Origin of the sequence: Olivibacter sp. SDN3 (assembly GCF_014334135.1) — a bacterium.
In the GTDB taxonomy this organism is placed as follows: Bacteria; Bacteroidota; Bacteroidia; order Sphingobacteriales; family Sphingobacteriaceae; genus Olivibacter.
Window position 1 is genome coordinate 1,060,989 of the sequence record NZ_CP060497.1, and the last position, 17,982, is coordinate 1,078,970.

Annotated in this window: 12 protein-coding genes; 6 read left to right on the plus strand and 6 right to left on the minus strand. The window is 39.6% G+C overall.

Annotated features, from left to right (window positions below; all coding sequences use genetic code 11):
* Positions 1-44: 44 nt before the first annotated feature.
* Positions 45-851 (minus strand): endonuclease/exonuclease/phosphatase family protein, encoded by an 807-nt coding sequence (locus H8S90_RS04285; protein ID WP_222852236.1) that lies wholly within the window; start codon positions 849-851, stop codon positions 45-47.
* 185 nt (positions 852-1,036) lie between these two features.
* Positions 1,037-2,026 carry an aspartate-semialdehyde dehydrogenase gene (locus H8S90_RS04290; protein WP_187341356.1) on the minus strand — a complete coding sequence of 330 codons (990 nt, stop codon included), beginning with the start codon at positions 2,024-2,026 and terminating at the stop codon, positions 1,037-1,039.
* A gap of 413 nt (positions 2,027-2,439) precedes the next feature.
* Between H8S90_RS04290 and H8S90_RS04295 the strand changes: the two genes are divergently transcribed.
* The 4 genes from H8S90_RS04295 (at position 2,440) to H8S90_RS04310 (ending at position 8,033) form a co-directional block, all read left to right on the plus strand.
* Positions 2,440-5,100: a lamin tail domain-containing protein gene (locus tag H8S90_RS04295; RefSeq protein WP_187341357.1), complete on the plus strand. Its 2,661-nt coding sequence runs from the start codon at positions 2,440-2,442 to the stop codon at positions 5,098-5,100.
* Between the two features lie 58 nt (positions 5,101-5,158).
* On the plus strand, positions 5,159-6,112 hold the full coding sequence (locus H8S90_RS04300) for an NAD-dependent epimerase/dehydratase family protein (protein ID WP_187341358.1): 954 nt from the start codon (positions 5,159-5,161) through the stop codon (positions 6,110-6,112).
* 13 nt (positions 6,113-6,125) lie between these two features.
* Positions 6,126-6,851, plus strand: coding sequence for a YebC/PmpR family DNA-binding transcriptional regulator (locus tag H8S90_RS04305; RefSeq protein ID WP_187341359.1), 726 nt, complete (start codon positions 6,126-6,128; stop codon positions 6,849-6,851).
* A gap of 93 nt (positions 6,852-6,944) precedes the next feature.
* Positions 6,945-8,033, plus strand: a complete 1,089-nt coding sequence (locus H8S90_RS04310) for a hypothetical protein (protein WP_187341360.1) — start codon at positions 6,945-6,947, stop codon at positions 8,031-8,033.
* A gap of 6 nt (positions 8,034-8,039) precedes the next feature.
* On the opposite strand, the gene H8S90_RS04315 is transcribed toward H8S90_RS04310, so the two are convergent.
* The gene (locus tag H8S90_RS04315) at positions 8,040-9,182 is read right to left on the minus strand and encodes a dipeptidase (RefSeq protein ID WP_187341361.1); all 1,143 of its coding nucleotides are present in this window, start codon (positions 9,180-9,182) and stop codon (positions 8,040-8,042) included.
* Positions 9,183-9,256: 74 nt separating this feature from the next.
* Here H8S90_RS04315 and H8S90_RS04320 point away from each other — a divergent pair, with 74 nt between their 5' ends.
* Positions 9,257-12,166, plus strand: coding sequence for a DEAD/DEAH box helicase (locus tag H8S90_RS04320; RefSeq protein ID WP_187341362.1), 2,910 nt, complete (start codon positions 9,257-9,259; stop codon positions 12,164-12,166).
* A gap of 31 nt (positions 12,167-12,197) precedes the next feature.
* Here H8S90_RS04320 and H8S90_RS04325 read toward each other — a convergent pair whose 3' ends face one another.
* Together H8S90_RS04325 and trmB are read right to left on the minus strand one after the other, a co-directional pair.
* Positions 12,198-14,462, minus strand: coding sequence for a family 20 glycosylhydrolase (locus tag H8S90_RS04325; RefSeq protein WP_255501808.1), 2,265 nt, complete (start codon positions 14,460-14,462; stop codon positions 12,198-12,200).
* Positions 14,463-14,501: 39 nt separating this feature from the next.
* Positions 14,502-15,158, minus strand: a complete 657-nt coding sequence (trmB, locus tag H8S90_RS04330) for a tRNA (guanosine(46)-N7)-methyltransferase TrmB (protein WP_187341363.1) — start codon at positions 15,156-15,158, stop codon at positions 14,502-14,504.
* Positions 15,159-15,531: 373 nt separating this feature from the next.
* Between trmB and H8S90_RS04335 the strand changes: the two genes are divergently transcribed.
* The gene (locus H8S90_RS04335; RefSeq protein WP_255501809.1) at positions 15,532-16,461 is read left to right on the plus strand and encodes a GDP-L-fucose synthase; all 930 of its coding nucleotides are present in this window, start codon (positions 15,532-15,534) and stop codon (positions 16,459-16,461) included.
* A 44-nt stretch (positions 16,462-16,505) separates the two neighbouring features.
* On the opposite strand, the gene H8S90_RS04340 is transcribed toward H8S90_RS04335, so the two are convergent.
* Positions 16,506-17,963: a M20/M25/M40 family metallo-hydrolase gene (locus tag H8S90_RS04340; RefSeq protein ID WP_187341364.1), complete on the minus strand. Its 1,458-nt coding sequence runs from the start codon at positions 17,961-17,963 to the stop codon at positions 16,506-16,508.
* Between the last annotated feature and the right edge of the window lie 19 nt (positions 17,964-17,982).

Below are 17,982 nucleotides of genomic sequence, written 5' to 3' on the forward strand. Positions count from 1 at the left end.
GAAGCCCACTTTTATACTAAACCGGGCTTCTTATTTATATGATTTTATTTATAGGCGAATTCTACGTATACCGGTAAGTGATCAGAAGCATAAGGTTCTTTAACAACCTCGTGCTTCACCGGTTTAAAGGCATCCTTTGGTTTATACATAATAAAATCGATCTCTCTATTAGGTTGCTTTTCCGGAATAGTAAAGGCTGCTACACCCGGAACGCTACTTCTTTTGAAATGCTCGTCAAAATGGTTGATAACGTCGGATCCAGGCTTGGCATTAAAGTCCCCCCCTATGATGACAGGAAGTAAGGTATCTTTAAATTTTGCGGTTATAGCATTCGCCTGCAACATCCTATTTTCCTCCTTAAGATCCAAATGGGTGCAGGCAAACAGCAATGAATCACCATTGGCGGTTTCTACTGTGATTACAGCCAGAACTCTTGGTTCTCCGCCGCTATTTTGATCCATTGGTAGTTTTAGGCTGTCGACCTTTAATATGGGAAATCTCGATAAGACAGCAATTCCATACGCGCCCCCCTCATAATCTATTCCCTTTACAAAAAAATGCTCCATTCCAGTTAATTTACCCAATTCAGCTGCTTGATCCAAGCTTTCACCCGACCGACGATTGTTAACATCAACCTCTTGTAAGGCAACAAGATCCGGTTGATAGCTGTTAATCACTTTGGCTATTGCTTGCATATCTATTAACTCTGGTTTAGAGGGTGGGTTTGCATGATGCATATTATACGTCATCACTTTCAAAGTATGTTGTTGGGCGTAACCGCATAATACCTGTAAGATTAGCAATAAAGAGAGCAAGCTTGTTCCAAAAAAAGTTTTGCTATTAGTTAACATAATAATTTGTTTTACTATTGATATAATTTTAACCATCCTGTGAAATATATGGCAGCAGCTTATTTTATCTGTATGTTCAAAATAAACCCTTATACTTCCTTCACAAGTTCTTCTGATCTTGTGAAAAAAATAAAATGGGGAAGGCGAACAGATCTCCTCCCCCATTAATTAACTGAATAACCGTTTTATACAAGTCCTTTTTCTACTAAATATTCCGCAATCTGTACGGCATTCGTAGCGGCTCCTTTTCGCAAATTATCAGCCACAACCCACAAATTCAGCGTTTTATCTTGACTTTCATCTCTACGGATACGACCCACGAATACTTCATCTTTTCCGTGCGCATCCTTTGGCATAGGATATTTTAAATTGGCAGGGTCATCCACTACAACAACTCCGCTTTGCGCTGCAAGTATTGCTTTTACCTCTTCTAGGTCAAAATCATTTTCAAATTCAATATTTATCGCTTCGGAGTGCCCCCCTATAACGGGTATACGCACGGTAGTTGCTGTCACGCGAATACGCTCATCACCCATAATTTTATTAGTTTCCTTGATCATCTTCATCTCCTCCTTTGTGTATCCGTTATCCTGAAAAACATCAATTTGAGGAATTACATTTAGGTCAATTGGATAGGGGTAAGCTTTCTCTCCAACCACGCCTGCACGCTCGTCGTTAAGCTGCTGAACCGCTTTCACACCAGTACCGGTGACCGATTGGTACGTCGAAACTACCACCCTTTTGATCTTATATTTTTCATGCAGGGGTTTCAATACAACAACCATCTGAATAGTAGAACAATTAGGATTTGCTATGATCTTATCTGCTTCTGTAAGAACAGATGCATTTACCTCAGGAACTACTAATTTTTTTGTGGGATCCATCCGCCAAGCAGAAGAGTTATCGATTACGGTAATACCTGCCTCTGCAAACTTAGGGGCGTATTCTGTAGACGTTCCTCCTCCTGCCGAAAATAATGCTATATCAGGCTTTAATGTTATTGCTTCGCTGGGGGTTACCACTTTGTACATCTTCCCCTTGAATTCAATTTCCTTACCCTTACTCTTTTCTGAGGCTACCGGAATTAATTCTGTAACGAGGAAATCGCGCTCTGCTAATACTTTTAACATCTCCGAGCCTACTAACCCGGTAGCGCCAACGACTGCAATTTTCATTGATATAATTATTTTTTTAAAATGATGACGAAAACTACCCAAACTATTTCAGCGATTAAGCAGGTTTCATTGTTTTGTTTTTTGTTTTCAATTTTTTTATTGAACAAACGTTATAAACCTTCAAACATACAAAATTTCACGTAAAAATTTGAAAAAATAGAAGAATTAGCCCTTATACCTGTTCATTTTGTTCATTCTTGACTAAAAGACTCTATGGGCGGGAAAGATTCCATTAACTTCCATATCTTCCCTTCTATTATCTATCTAATTCCACAGATGCAGTACAGATAACGATTAATCTAAATATGAAATTCTACTTAGCGTTTGTTATTAAGCTCTTATACCTTATGGTATTTTTTGTTCATAAAACAACTAACCTGTATGGAAGTACAGTTACAAACCGCGATAAAAATATGCCGTACACCTACACGTTTATTCAGCGCCAGTCAAACAGCACGATATGGCGTGATAAAACTTTTGCTATAAGCAACACATTTAATGATCAGAACAAGCTTTTACCTGATTCCTCAGGGAATTATATCTTTTCCGAGTTTTTTTCTTCTACTGGTTTGGATGAATTTTGGCAGGGAAACACGAGTAATTTTACCATTGTTAACGAACGGCTTCAAATTTCCGGTGAGCACGTGTCTCCTGTTACATTGACGACCCCTAACAAGCGTATACGTAACACCATTTGGGAAACAGGAATACAAATTGACGGAAACCTAAGTTCAACGAACAATATCAGAATATATTTAGCTTGTTCAGAAAGCAACATGCAATCACACCTAGGTTACCATTTGCAGATCGATGGGAGCGGCGCTCAGCATACTTATCAGCTATGGAGACAAAATGGCTCCTCCCGTAGGAAAATTTTTCAGAGTATTCCATTAGAAAATAAACAGACCAGCCTCCGCGTCAGACTCAAGATAAATTGTGATCAAAATGGTCTCTGGAATATTTATGCAGATGAATATGACGAAGGAATTTATAAAGCACTGATCGACGACCAAGGATTACAGAATGTACTCGACAGCACCTATTCCAGTAGTACTCAAATGGGCATGCTAATCAATTATTCTATTACCAGACGAGCAGACTATAAAATAGATTATTTATTATCGCGACGCCTAGATGAAAACCTTTCGTCGGAAATGTTACCCTTAAAAGTTGTCTCGTATAAACCGTTAACTTCAAACACCTTCCAATTGATTTTCAATAAACCAATCAACCCTTACGGCATAAGCTTAACAGATTTTGTTATCGCAGATAATTACCGGTCACCTGAAAATGTTAAAGTAGACAAAAGTGAAATTATACTTACATTTGAGGAACCATTCGAGCCTGGCGATTATACATTACAACTTCATAATTTTTATGACATCTACGGTAATGCGACCAGTGAAGACTCCGTTATATTTCACTACGAAGAACCACATCAGTTACAGCAGTTTGACATTGTCATAAACGAAATAATGGCCAGACCTCATCCATCAAACGGTTTGCCCGCCACAGAGTATATAGAACTCTTTAACAGAAGCGACAAAAACATAGCACTGACCGGTATGACCTATAAATCATTAGCAACATCATATACCTTTAATAAAGGGGTAATCAACGCTGGTGAGCATTTAATTCTATGCCGTTCACGAGATACTAGCACATGGAAAAATTTCGGTAAAACAATTGGTTTATCTCCATGGCCAGTTCCAACAAACGCGGGAACCACCTTAAGCCTGATAAGTGAAGAAGGGCTTATTATAGACGAGGTTAGCTATCGCGAATCGTGGCATAGTTCTACTGACAAAAGAGCGGGAGGATGGAGCCTGGAACGCATCGATTATCAAACACCTTGCTTAGTCGAGACCAACTGGGCCAGCGCAGAGCACCGATTAGGAGGAACACCCGGCACAATAAATAGTATTTATCATCCTTTATCAGATGAATTAGACATATTGGACATCCAGGTTATTGAGGAAAAGACGATAGCGCTTCAATTTAACATGCAGATTGATACGCTATTTGCGAAACAAACTGATTTATATCAAATCAATCACAACTTATCACGCCCTGATGAAATACATATAATAGGTGTTAATACCGTTCATCTTTCATTTTCCGAACCACTACCGAAAGGCCTCACCTATCAACTTACTTTAAAGGGGATCTCCGACTGTTCAGGCGAGCTAACCAACCTGACGAAAACCTTTTATATCGCTGAAGACATATTACCAGGCGACATGCTAATCAATGAAGTTCTACCTAATCCAAGAAATGAGGGTGTACCCTTCATAGAACTATATAACAACTCCAAAAAATCACTGGAGTTAAAAAACCTACAGTTAGCAAGAATTGTCAGCTCAGATAGTATTATCACTCCCCGAGAAATAACAGCTTTCCCGCATCAGGTTTTACCTGGAACATATAAGGTCTTAACTATTGATCCTGAAAAGGTGAAGCAACAATACACCACTCCAAATGAAGATGCTTTTGTGACTATGCAGGCATTACCTCAGATGAATAATCGAAGTGGTGGGATCGCATTGCTTAGTCAAGGTAAGGTGATTGATTTGCTGTTATATAATGAGAAAATGCACGATCCGTTTATTAAGGATCCGAAAGGCGTTTCATTGGAAAGAAAGCGCTTTTCGGTAAGTACGAATGAGCCAGGGAATTTTACATCCGCTGCGGCTATAGTAGGTTTTGCAACACCTGGATACCAAAATTCGCAATATGCTGAGCAAGAAAAAGCTGAGGATCACGAAGTATGGTTAACATCCAAAACATTTTCTCCTGATTATGACGGATTTGAAGATAAATTGGAGATAAATTATCGGTTCAAAGAGGGCGGTTATCGCGCGAATATCAGGATTTTCAACGATCGTGGACAATTGATAAAAAACCTACTTTTCAACCAAAGCCTAGCTACTGAGGGTTGTATTTTATGGGATGGACTTAACGACCGGAATCAATTAGTTCCCGTTGGTATCTACATTATTCATTTAGAAATATTCAACGCAATCGATAGCGTAAAACATTATAGGATAAGTTGCGTTTTGGCCGATAGATTTTAACCGTATATAAGGTGCTACAAGTTGCATATAAAAGGCAATTTATCTAAGTTTGTGGGCGATGGAAGAGCGTATTATTATTATAGGATCAAACGGTCAAATAGGCACAGAGCTAGCATTGGCCCTGCGATCAAAATATGGACAGGAAAGCGTAGTAACATCAGACATTAGGCAACCCTCCGTAGCCTCAGCAGGTCCTTTTGAGCTAATCAACGTTTTGGATAGGGAACTCCTGAAAGCGATGTTTGACAAATACAAACCGACTCAAGTATACCTTTTGGCAGCGGTACTTTCTGCTGTCGGCGAGCAAAATCCAAAGATGGCTTGGGATCTTAACATGACAGGACTACTCCACGTTTTGGATCTAGCCGTTGAATTTAAAGTGCGTAAGGTTTTCTGGCCAAGCTCTATCGCTGTTTTTGGTCCTAATTCACCAAAAGAGCGTACGCCTCAATACTGTACAATGGATCCAAATACTGTTTATGGCTTTAGTAAACAAGCGGGTGAACGTTGGTGCGAATATTATTTTAATAAATATGGTTTAGATGTACGAAGCATTAGATATCCGGGATTAATTAGCTGGAAAGCTGCTCCAGGCGGTGGCACAACTGATTATGCTATTCATATTTTCCATGAAGCTTTGAGCAAAGCTTCCTACCAATGTTTCCTTTCTGCGGACACTGCTCTACCGATGCTTTACATGGAAGACGCCATAAGAGGTACACTAGCCCTTATGGAAGCCCCTGCAAAAAATCTTCGCATAAGAAGCAGCTATAATTTAACTGGGATAAGTCTCACGCCCCAGGAGCTAAGTACTGAAATCCGTAAGCATATTCCTGACTTCACTATTTCTTATAAAGAGAATGATCCTCGTCAAGTTATTGCCGATAGCTGGCCATCCTCAATTGACGACAGTTATGCACAACAGGACTGGGGGTGGAAACCTGAGTTTGATATCACTGCATTAACGAACGAGATGTTAACCAACCTCAAACAAAATTTAGAAACCACGTAATTATCCATCATCTATGGGAAGAGCTTTTGAGTTTAGAAAAGAACGAAAATTTAAACGTTGGGCCAAAATGGCTGTTCAGTTCACCCGTTTAGGGAAAGAAATTGCTATTGCAGTAAAAGAAAGCGGTCCACACCCAGAATCTAACTCCCGTTTACGTACTGCTATTCAGAACGCGAAAGCGGTCAACATGCCTAAAGACCGTATAGAGGCGGCTATAAAACGAGCTTCGGAAAAAGATGCAAAAGGTTATGAAGAACATGTGTATGAAGGATATGGGCCACACGGAGTCCCTATCTTGATTGAAACCGCGACGGATAACACCAACAGAACAGTGGCAAACATTAGAAGTTATTTTACAAAAGCTGGGGGATCTTTAGGAAAAACAGGCTCCCTAGATTTCATTTTTCAACGCAAATCGATTTTCCGTTTCACCGCAACCGAAGATTTAGATATTGAGGAGCTTGAGCTTGAATTAATTGATGGTGGTTTAGAAGAATTATATGTGGAAGCCGACGAAGAGGAAAATGACGTTGTAGTCGTGCAAACTTCCTTTGAAGACTTTGGAAACATGCAGAAACTTCTTGAACAAAAAGGCATAGAAGTTAAAAGTGCTAAATTAGAAAGAATTAATTTATCGACAACTGAAGTTTCGGAAGAAGCCTCGGCCGAAGTGCTGAAACTCATAGATAAAATTGAGGAGGATGATGATGTGCAGGCTGTTTATCACAATATGGTTTAAAGTAATCGTCACACAGCCGAGTATTTGTTGTTGTATATGGTTTATGCTTCATTATCGAAATCCTTTGTATATTAGGGAACTTGATTTTCGCTCATGACATTTGAAGAATTCTTCGTAAAAAAGAAAATAGATCTACATCTTTTGAAAAAAGTAGAACCTCTTTTATATCAGGAATTTAGAAGCCATTTTGAGCAAATGGGTGAAAGAAGTTTTGATCATACGAAGAAATATTGGTTCAATCGCCTTAGAAAAAATTTTCTTTTAAAAGATGTTTTAGAAGACTCTAAACCCACTACCTCTAAGACATCACCCCTTGATGAAAATAAAATTATTGCTTCAAAAGAAGCTCCGCAAGCAGTTAAACCCAGCGGATTCAAACCTCGTTTTAAGCCCAGTGTAACCGGTAAGTCCAAAACACCTGAAGACAGCGAGGCTCAGAAAAGTGAAGAAACGAAAATCCAGGAAAATAAAACAGAAGGTACATCGGAAGCAACAAAAGAACCAACGCCCAAACCCCTCGGATTCAAACCTCGTTTTAAGCCCGGTGTAACCGGTAAGTCCAAAACACCTGAAGACAGCGAGGCTCAGAAAAGTGAAGAAACGAAAACCCAGGAAAATAAAACAGAAGGTACATCGGAAGCAACAAAAGAACCAACGCCCAAACCCCTCGGATTCAAACCTCGCTTTAAGCCCGGTGTAACCGGTAAGTCCAAAACACCTGAAGACAGCGAGGCTCAGAAAAGTGAAGAAACGAAAACCCAGGAAAATAAAACAGAAGGTACATCGGAAGCAACAAAAGAACCAACGCCCAAACCCCTCGGATTCAAACCCCGCTTTAAGCCCGGTGTAACCGGTAAATCCAAAACACCTGAAGACAGCGAGGCTCAGAAAAGTGAAGAAACGAAAACCCAGGAAAATAAAACAGAAGGTACATCGGAAGCAACAAAAGAACCAACGCCCAAACCCCTCGGATTCAAACCTCGCTTTAAGCCCGGTGTAACCGGTAAATCCAAAACACCTGAAGACAGCGAGGCTCAGAAAAGTGAAGAAACGAAAACCCAGGAAAATAAAACAGAAGGTACATCGGAAGCAACAAAAGAACCAACGCCCAAACCCCTCGGATTCAAACCTCGCTTTAAGCCCGGAAGGCGTGACAATAACGATCAGTCCAAAGACACTTAAAATAAATTATTGCTCCTGTGCCTTTATCACTCGTAACACATTTTCACCTAACACTTTACGAACATCTTGCCTGCTATAGCCACACTGCCTTAACGCCCGTACTAAATTCGGGTAAGAAGACACATCGTCTAATTCCAGTGGCGTAATGCTCATTCCGTCGAAGTCTGCACCTATCGCTACATGGTCAATCCCAACTAGTTTTACTAGATAATCAATATGATCAACCAATAAAGATAAAGGGGGTCTCAAGTGCTGTTTAGCTTCGGCAGGTAATAATCTATATTTTTCATCGATGGGCCTATTAACGCTATCCGTTTCCGAAACGTACTTGCTATAAAGTACGGAAAGTTTTCTCCGGTAGCTCGGATCCAGAAAGTCGGCATAAAAATTTACGCCGATCACACCGCCATTTTTTGCAATAGCCCTAATTTGACCATCCTTTACATTTCTATAATGCGGGTTTATTGCATATACGTCGCTATGCGAAACAAAAACAGGTTTGGTTGTTATCTCCAGCGCATCATAAAATGTCTGCTCTCCAACATGTGATAAATCAACAATCATTCCCAATGTATTCATATGCCTGATTACTTTTCTTCCAAAATCGTTTAAGCCTTTTTGCTTTGCTTTTTTGTTACTTTCGTCGATCGCGGATGAAGCCCAATCTGTACTATTATTCCAAGTAAGCGTTAGGTAACGTACCCCTCGTTGGTATAAACTATCAATATAGTCTATACGATTTTCTATCATATGCCCACCTTCAACGCCAATCATAGCTACTATTTTATGCTGTCGCAATCCATTTTCTATGTCCTGGGCATTATGTGCCAACATAATATAATCGCCATTCTCCTTAACAACATTATACAACGCATCAATCTGCCGATTTGCATACCGAAAAGGTTGGGCTTTCTCGCCATCGCACCAAACAGAGAAGAACTGAACATTCACCCCTCCCTCCTTCAATCTCGGAATATCAGTATGTCCTGTTGTTAATCGTTTAGCAATATCTTTCCCCCTCATAATCGTTTCGGAGAGAACATCATTGTGAAGATCCACTAGTACTTCCTGGTAATCGGGATTCTCTTTTTGCTGTGCAGGTAGGTTCAGCCAAATAACCAAGCAAATAATCAGCGATTTAAGTTTCATTTTGTTGTTGTTGATCAATATAATGCAATATATCACTAAAATTCTTTATATTTAATGCTTTTTTAATTGTTCAGATGTTAAGGATAGATACGCAAAAACCATATACATTAGTTTATTCTCTTTGCCAGCATGAATTTTTGGGGTATTTAATCGAACCTCACATTGTACAGATGAATCCAAATGGTGAATTTTCTCTCACCTATCAGCGTATTTTCACCAATACTGCGGAAGAGTATGCCGCAGCGATAGACGAAAGCGATCGCAAAATCATCCGTCTTTTAGATGAATTGGAACAATCTGAGCTGATAAAAAAGATGCATAAAAAAACGATCCGTCCAAGAGAATTCTTTAGTAAGGTATTCGATAAGAAGCTATTCGACTATATACGACCTAAAATTGACAGAAAGCTGTCTGATGTTTTGACACTCATTAAACAGAAGCCGTTATATCTCATGAGTAAAGAAGGCTGGCCTGTCGAAAGAACATTGACAATTGCGGATGAGCCTGCTTCGGTTTTATTTCATTTCCGCCGTAACGAAGAAGAGACACGTTACTTCCCAACAATTAAATTTAAGGGTATGCGCATCGAGTTTATGTTTAAAAATGCGCAAGTAGTGAGCAATGAGCCAGCCTGGCTTCTTTTGGAAAATACGTTATACTTTTTTGATCAAGCATTAGATGGCAAAAAGCTTTCTCCATTTTTAAATAAACGTTACATCAGTATCCCCAGAAATACAGAATATAATTACTTCGACAGGTTTGTGCGTCTGTTGGTAACTAAACATCACGTTTATGCAGAAGGCTTTGAAATTAAAACATATCAACATGAGGCCTCCCCTATCTTGAAACTGGTAACCACCCCACTTGGCGACTCTTTTGCCCAGCTACAGTTTAAATATGGTCCTTACGTCTTCGATGCAGGAAGTGACCATAAAGTTACTGTTCGTATGGAATATAAAGCATCTGAAGATCTGTATATCTTCCATCGCATCAAACGTTCACTCAGATGGGAGGAGAAACACTTACAAGACCTACTTGATCTTGGCCTATATAAGGTTGATCCTTTGTTCAATAATTTAAATGTTAAACCGACTAAAAGTTCTCAGGAACCATCTAAGACACATTTATTGATTAACTGGATAAATGTCAACCACTCCCTACTAAAAACGAAGGGATACCATATAGAACAAAAAGATGACAACCCTAAAAAATTCCTTTTGGGTAATACTAAAATAGACTTAGAGATCGATGAAAAGAATGACTGGTTTGACGTAAATGCAATTGTTCGTTTCGGCTCCTTTGAGATTCCTTTCACACACCTTAGAGATCATATATTACGCCAAAAGAGGGAGTATCTTTTACCATCGGGAGAGGTAGCGATCATCCCTGAGGCCTGGTTTTCGCAGTTTAGCAATTTTTTCCATTTTTCGGTCAGTAAAAGTAAAATCCAGTTACAGAAGCATCACATAGGCCTTATTAGCGACTTAAACGAGCATCCTATCAACGGACTAGCTATGGAACGCAAATTACAACGCTTGCATGATTTTGAAAGTATCCAAGACGTAAGTGTTCCAGAGTACTTTAAGGGAAACCTGAGGAGCTACCAAAAAGCAGGATATAACTGGTTTCATTTTCTAAAAAGTTATCATTTTGGGGGGTGTTTAGCCGACGATATGGGTCTGGGTAAAACGATTCAAACACTTGCCCTGCTACAAAAGGAAAAAGAAGAGCACCTTACAGCAGGCAATCATAAAACATCGTTAATAATCATGCCTACATCACTTATTTACAACTGGTTGAGTGAAGCTGAAAAATTCACACCAGATCTAAAAATATTGATACATACAGGCCCAAATAGAGTAAAAACAGCTAGTACCTTTGCTCCTTTCGACATCATTTTCACTACTTATGGAATTACCCGAATCGACGAATCGTTATTACAAGAATTTTACTTTCATTACGTCATTTTAGATGAAAGCCAAAACATTAAAAACCCCAGTTCGAAGTCATTCAAAGCAGTGCGGCAGCTAAACAGCAAAAATCGATTAATATTAAGCGGAACACCTGTAGAAAATTCAGTGGGCGATCTATGGTCACAAATGTCATTCCTAAACCCTGGTTTACTTGGGGGGCACTCCCATTTCCAAAGTGAGTTCGTCATTCCAATAGAAAAAAAGAAAGACGAGGAGAAAGCAAGAAGGCTTCAAGCGCTTATCAAACCCTTTGTCTTAAGGCGTACGAAAAATCAGGTCGCTACTGAATTACCTCCAAAAACTGAGCATATTTTCTATTGTAAAATGACTGATGAGCAAACGGAATACTATGAAAAGGTCAAGTCGGAATATAGAAATATATTATTGGAGCAATCAATCGACGAATTGGTGGTTAAATCACAAATACAGGTATTACAGGGCCTGAGCAAACTGAGGCAATTAGCTAATCATCCGCTTATGATAGACGAGCATTATAGTGGTGAATCAGGTAAATTCGAAAATGTAATCCATACATTGGAGAACATATTATCAAGGGGTCATAAAGTTTTAATTTTTTCACAATTTGTTAAACAACTCGACATCTATCGTAAATATTTCAATAAAAAGAAAATTCAGTACGCCTATCTTGATGGAGCTACCAAAAACAGAAAAGAGGTTGTGAATGACTTTAGAAAGAATGCCAACATCAAGCTTTTTTTAATATCCATAAAAGCTGGCGGGGTAGGTCTCAATCTTATTGAAGCAGATTATGTCTTCATTTTAGATCCTTGGTGGAATCCTGCCGTTGAGCAGCAAGCAATTGATCGCTCTCACCGTATTGGTCAAACTAAGAGTGTTTTCATTTATAAATTTATCACAAAAGACTCTGTAGAAGAAAAAATACTGGCACTACAAAATCGGAAAAAAATTATTGCCGAACAACTCGTTACTACGGAAGAAAGTTTTGTAAAATCGTTATCTACTGAAGATATCAAGGAGCTATTAACATAAATTAATTCCTCTAGCCTTTCCAAGACAAAGCCTAATACACCACAATTTCATCCGTAAATAGAAAACCCTTCATCTCGTTCTTACCTATAATTCTGATGTAACGGGCCGCGCGGCCTTTAAGGTCAAAACGAAACGTTTTGAAGCGCAATGACGAATCAGTAACCGGTACATCATTAACTACCGTTTGCAGTTCGCGAAAGTGCTTACCATCGTCCGAAGCTAATAACTTAACATTACTTGGAATGTAAACTCCGGGGCCAGCTATTTGCATAAAGCGTAGTCTTACCTGATGAAGTTCTTCCCTTCGTTCAAAATCCAAGGTAACGTCAAAGTCACCCAAAAAACCCTGCCACTCCCCATCCCCATAGCTTACTCCGCCATATTGTCCATTTAACAATGTTGAGTCAAATTTTGCAGGATATTTTTCATTCCAAGGATTATTGTACAAAATCTTCTTACCGATACCCTTGTGTATGTCTGCGGTAAAAGTTTGCACGTTTCCAAAGCGAACAGAATCTTTAAAAATCGCGGCTTTGACTGTTGCTGTGTTAACCAAAGTGAACGGTTCTGCATACAATGTAGACATGGCGTCGGGTTCCGTTCCGTCTGTTGTATAACGAATCACCGGATTGTCTTGTTCAGAGGTTATGCTTACGATATTCTTTTTATTTTCAGCATCGAAACTTGTTGATATACGCACATCGTAAGCAGGACGATAATAATTAATCCCTAAACGCTGCATTAACAAATAATGTTTCTGCAGCCTGTGCTGAAAATCAGGCCAATCTTTTTGATCTGGAGAGGTCCAAGCGACCTCTGCCAAAGCCAAAGCTCTCGGGAAAACCATGTAATCTACGTGTTCCTGCGTGGATATATATTCCGTCCAAACATTAGCCTGCACGCCTAAAATATGTCCTCGCTTATCTTCTGCTATAGCTGCTGACAATGGATTATAATTATATACCTTTTCAATAGGTAGGAACCCACCTATGGCTTCAGGTTGCCCGATAGGGTTTGTTTGATAGGAATCAAAATACAAGTATCCTCCCGGTGTCATGATCACATCATGTCCTGCATTAGCCGCTTCAATTCCTGCCTCCTCCCCCCGCCAACTCATCACAGTAGCCTCGGGAGCTATCCCTCCCTCTAATATCTCATCCCACCCAATTAGCTTCCTCCCATTATCGTTTAAAAAGGTTTCTATCTTTTTAATCGCATAACTTTGTAGCTCTTCTTCATTTTCCAGATTATTCTCCTTAATAACTTTTTGACACTTAGCACAATTTTTCCACGCTGTTTTATCCGCTTCGTCTCCACCAATATGGATATAGGTCGAAGGGAAAATTTCAAGCACCTCCTGAAGCACACCTTCTAAGAAAGTGAAAGTTTCGTGGTTACCTATACAAAATTCAGCGTTTTTATAAGGCTCTCCCGAGCAAGAAAGATTTGGATAAACGGCAAGCACTTCTTCACTGTGCCCCGGCATTTCTATTTCAGGTATAATATTAATGCCCTTTGAAGCAGCATAAGCCACCAACTCGCGGGCCTCTTCTTGGGTGTAAAAGCCTCCATAGGCATTAGGATCTCCCATATCAAGATATTTACGCCCATTGTTCCACCAATCTTTCCATGATGGGTAGCTGCGCCATGCCGCCTTGCTGGTGAGTTCCGGGAATTTCTTAATTTCCAATCTCCATCCTGCTCCATCTGTTAAGTGCCAATGTAAAGTATTCAATTTATACAGCGCCATTAAATCGATGTATCTTTTAAGGAAAGATAGGGGATAGAAATGACGGGAAACGTCTAACATCAGCCCTCTATAGGTAAACTGAGGTTCATCTTCAATAAAAACGGCAGGTACTAGTCGCCCATTAGATTGTGTGAGCGCTATTTGTTCCAATGTTGCAATGCCATACAACAGCGCTTGATACTCATGTGCCGTAACAACTATTTTATCGGTATCGACGACTAAACGATAGGCATTTTTGGGCAGGTTATCATCAGCATCGGCTTTCAATAAAAAGATACCTTGACCAGGTAATTTTTTCGTGGATTTCAGTTTATGCACTTCTCCGAAATCAATATAGGGATGTGCGCGCAAAAGTTCTGCAGACTCGTGGAAGTCTATACTTGCATATACTTCGGCCTGTTCAGGGTAGTTAAAGTAGCCCGCCTTTTCTTGAATATGTGTCGGCTTTGGAATTATTGCCAGACTATCCTGCGCGCGTGTGCGCATAGGAAGGCAAAATAAAAGCAAAAGGGATACCATGGTAGAGAACTTCATCTTTTCCATCATGTTTGTTTTAAATTAAGATCTGACCTTACAAAGGTAAACTTATTGCCCGGTAAAAGAAAACTTCAGGTAATTGATGTTCTTATCATGTGCTAGATATTTCTTTTCATAGTAAGTTTTGATAGCCAGAACATCGTCGATTAAATCGGAGCGGTACAAGTCCTCCGTCTTACTATGAACAGATAATTTCCATTCTAGTATTTTATGGTGCGTATAAGCGTGCAGGCCATCATTATCCGTTTTGAGATTAACAAATCCACCATCTTTAAGAACAATGTTATATTTTTCCAAAAACTTATCAGACGTAAGCCTTTTTTTTTCTCTGCTCAACTGTGGTTGTGGATCAGGAAAAGTAATCCAGATTTCGTCAATTTCCCCTGACGCAAAATACTCGAGCAGCGTCTCGATCTGTATCCGTAAAAAAGCAACATTCGAAATACCTTCTTCCAATGCTGTTTTAGCTCCTCTCCAAATGCGATTACCTTTATAGTCTATCCCTATAAAATTCTTCTCGGGAAAAAGTTTAGCAAGGTTTACCGTATATTCTCCTTTGCCACACGCAAGTTCAAGCACCACAGGCCAATCATTTCCAAAATGTTTCTTTGCCCACCCCCCTTTCATTACCTTTCCTTCATCCAATTGTAATACGTTGGCAAACGTTGCAATCTCGGCAAATTTTCTTAATTTATCTTTTCCCATTTCCCGGCAAACTTAGATAAAATGCCTTTTTTTCACAAGTGTCCATTTCTTTTGGCGTTCAAGCTTCCGTCATTAAATGACGGAGGTATATGCAATATGCAAACCCGCATATACCGGCAAAGCCAGCTTGAACGAAATTGAAATGAACACCGATGAAAAAAGTGGTTTATTCGCGGTGCTTTGCTTTCTTGGGAACTCATGATTGCTTTGCAATTATTGATCTCTCATCTACCTTCTAGAGCTTTCATCTATAGATGAAAGCTGCATGAGCTGCCGAATATGCATACTCCAGCTCATGCAAGCTTCATCGCCTTTAAAAACAGTTATATCGTGGAAAAATAGTTTTATCTTTGTATTCTTTAACATCATAATCGTGGAAAAAAACGACAAAATATACATTGCTGGCCATCGAGGTATGGTAGGGTCAGCCATCCATCGTAAACTTAAAAAAGAAGGCTTTTCCAATTTTATTTTAAAAACCTCGCAAGAGTTAGACCTACGTAATCAGGACGCCGTTGCCGGTTTCTTTGCTGAGGAGAAGCCTAAATACGTTTTCCTAGCCGCGGCAAAGGTTGGGGGCATTGTTGCCAACAACACCTATCGCGCAGACTTCCTTTACGAAAACTTGGCCATCCAAAACAACGTCATCCACCAATCTTTTCTAAATAATGTAGAAAAACTCATGTTCTTAGGCTCCAGCTGTATATATCCCAAACTAGCTCCCCAGCCATTACGTGAAGATTATTTATTAACAGGGCCCTTGGAAGAAACCAATGAGCCTTACGCTATAGCAAAAATTGCAGGCATTAAAATGTGTGATGCTTACCGGGCGCAATACGGTTGTAACTTTATTTCTGTCATGCCTACAAACCTCTATGGTTATAATGACAATTACCACCCAGAGAACTCGCACGTGTTACCTGCACTTATACGTCGTTTCCATGAAGCAAAAGTTAGTGGGTCTAATAAGGTAACCATCTGGGGTTCAGGATTTCCCCTTAGGGAGTTTTTGTTTGCTGACGACCTGGCAGATGCCTGTTTTTTTTTAATGGAGCATTATAACGATGCGCACTTAATAAATATTGGAACCGGAAGCGATATCAGTATAAAGGATTTGGCAATTCTCATAAAAAAAATTGTCGGATTCAAGGGAGAATTAGTTTTTGACACATCAAAACCTGACGGAACTCCGCGTAAATTAATGGATGTAAGTAAACTTCGTGATTTAGGTTGGCAACATAACATCGATTTAGCCAAAGGTATAACATTAGCATATGAAGACTTTAAGAAAAAGTATCTTTGACTTTTACTATATAAATAAAGATCAATTTACAGCAGCAAAGTAAGCTACCACTTCCAATCGCCAGAAATACGCAAAGCTTCTTCCAGATTATTTTTGATCATAAGATCTTTAACTTCCTCATCGGATAGTTTCTTCGCTGTGATCTTCCCGGCATTTGCTAGCCCAAAAGCCAGCATAGCATTAAACCTTACCGTATTTTTTATTCCGTTTTTATCTACAAGGTCGAAACTATCACAGTCGGCATGATAGCAATTAAGCACATCTTTACTTAAATAACTATCGCCGCCACCACCCGTAGGTATTCCTTCCAGCATAAAGGGCTGATGATCACTGTGCAATCCCGCTCTTGCTTCAAAGTTATTTTTAAATGTCGTATCTATTGATTTCACCTCTGCGCCGATCGATTCAAACAGGGCTCTACTCTCCTCGGTACTAGCCTGAAAGCTTTTCGGGTCATTGGTCATATCGTAGTTCAGCATATATTTAATATGATCAATACTTTTATCAGCAATGGCTCGCTCAACGTAAGCCTTTGATCCCAATAACCCTTCTTCCTCTCCCATAAACAACACAAACTCTATTGTTCTTTTCGGTCTAACATCAAGTTTTTTTAAGGTACGCGCCATATCTATCACGGCAAAAGACCCTATCCCATTATCAATTGCACCCGTAGCTAAGTCCCAACTATCCAAATGCCCACCTATCACAATTTTCTCGTCAGGTAACCCATCTCCTTTTATCCGTGCTACTACATTCCTTGCAGTAATTTTACCGGCATGATTAGTCATATCTATTGCAGCGGTTAACTGATCTTTACCAACAAGGTTCTCCTTAAGCGCAAGCCCATCTTCCAATCCGATACAGATGGCCGGTATTGGTATTAAAGATCCTGTTACAGAGGCTGTACCTGTTAACAAAACTCCCCCAGGAACGGTATTGTATAAAATCACTCCTTTTGCGCCGTACTTTATAGCCAAGGCCGTTTTTTCCGAACGGTGGAGATTTTTCGTACCCTCTTTTGCATCAGGCAAAACACCTAGGTAGGCTAATACAATTTTATCTTTTGCTTTCTCCACATCGGCCAGATAGTCTGCTTCCGTCCCACTTCCCATATCAACTATATCTCCTGTTAAACTTACTTTTTCAGGAGAGTGCGCTAAAGAGACTGCTTTTATCTCTTCAAAATCACCACTCCCTTTTTTAATCTTAAAACGGAGCGACTCCCTACTCCAACTATCCGCCATAAAAGGTTGAAAGGTTACTTCATCTAAACCGTAAGATTGAAGCAAATCATATGCGTACTGCTCGGCCTTTTGACCATTTTCTGAACCCGTAAGCCGATGACCGATCTGTTCGGTTGCATTTTTTAGATTATTATAGGCTTCGGTATTATGGAGAACGTCTTGATTGATAAGATTAAATATCTCCTTGCTATTTTCAGGAGTTTGTGCAGTAACTTTTAAGCAAAATAAGATAGCTAGGGCGAGCGCAAATTTATTCATGCACAAACTTAGATAAACT

Bases quoted from the DNA above. Each gene is read 5' to 3' on its own strand.
- H8S90_RS04285 (WP_222852236.1), bottom strand. From the start codon at position 851: ATGTTAACTAATAGCAAAACTTTTTTTGGAACAAGCTTGCTCTCTTTA.
- H8S90_RS04290 (WP_187341356.1), bottom strand. From the start codon at position 2,026: ATGAAAATTGCAGTCGTTGGCGCTACCGGGTTAGTAGGCTCGGAGATG.
- H8S90_RS04295 (WP_187341357.1), top strand. From the start codon at position 2,440: ATGCCGTACACCTACACGTTTATTCAGCGCCAGTCAAACAGCACGATA.
- H8S90_RS04300 (WP_187341358.1), top strand. From the start codon at position 5,159: ATGGAAGAGCGTATTATTATTATAGGATCAAACGGTCAAATAGGCACA.
- H8S90_RS04305 (WP_187341359.1), top strand. From the start codon at position 6,126: ATGGGAAGAGCTTTTGAGTTTAGAAAAGAACGAAAATTTAAACGTTGG.
- H8S90_RS04310 (WP_187341360.1), top strand. From the start codon at position 6,945: ATGACATTTGAAGAATTCTTCGTAAAAAAGAAAATAGATCTACATCTT.
- H8S90_RS04315 (WP_187341361.1), bottom strand. From the start codon at position 9,182: ATGAAACTTAAATCGCTGATTATTTGCTTGGTTATTTGGCTGAACCTA.
- H8S90_RS04320 (WP_187341362.1), top strand. From the start codon at position 9,257: ATGTTAAGGATAGATACGCAAAAACCATATACATTAGTTTATTCTCTT.
- H8S90_RS04325 (WP_255501808.1), bottom strand. From the start codon at position 14,462: ATGATGGAAAAGATGAAGTTCTCTACCATGGTATCCCTTTTGCTTTTA.
- trmB (WP_187341363.1), bottom strand. From the start codon at position 15,158: ATGGGAAAAGATAAATTAAGAAAATTTGCCGAGATTGCAACGTTTGCC.
- H8S90_RS04340 (WP_187341364.1), bottom strand. From the start codon at position 17,963: ATGAATAAATTTGCGCTCGCCCTAGCTATCTTATTTTGCTTAAAAGTT.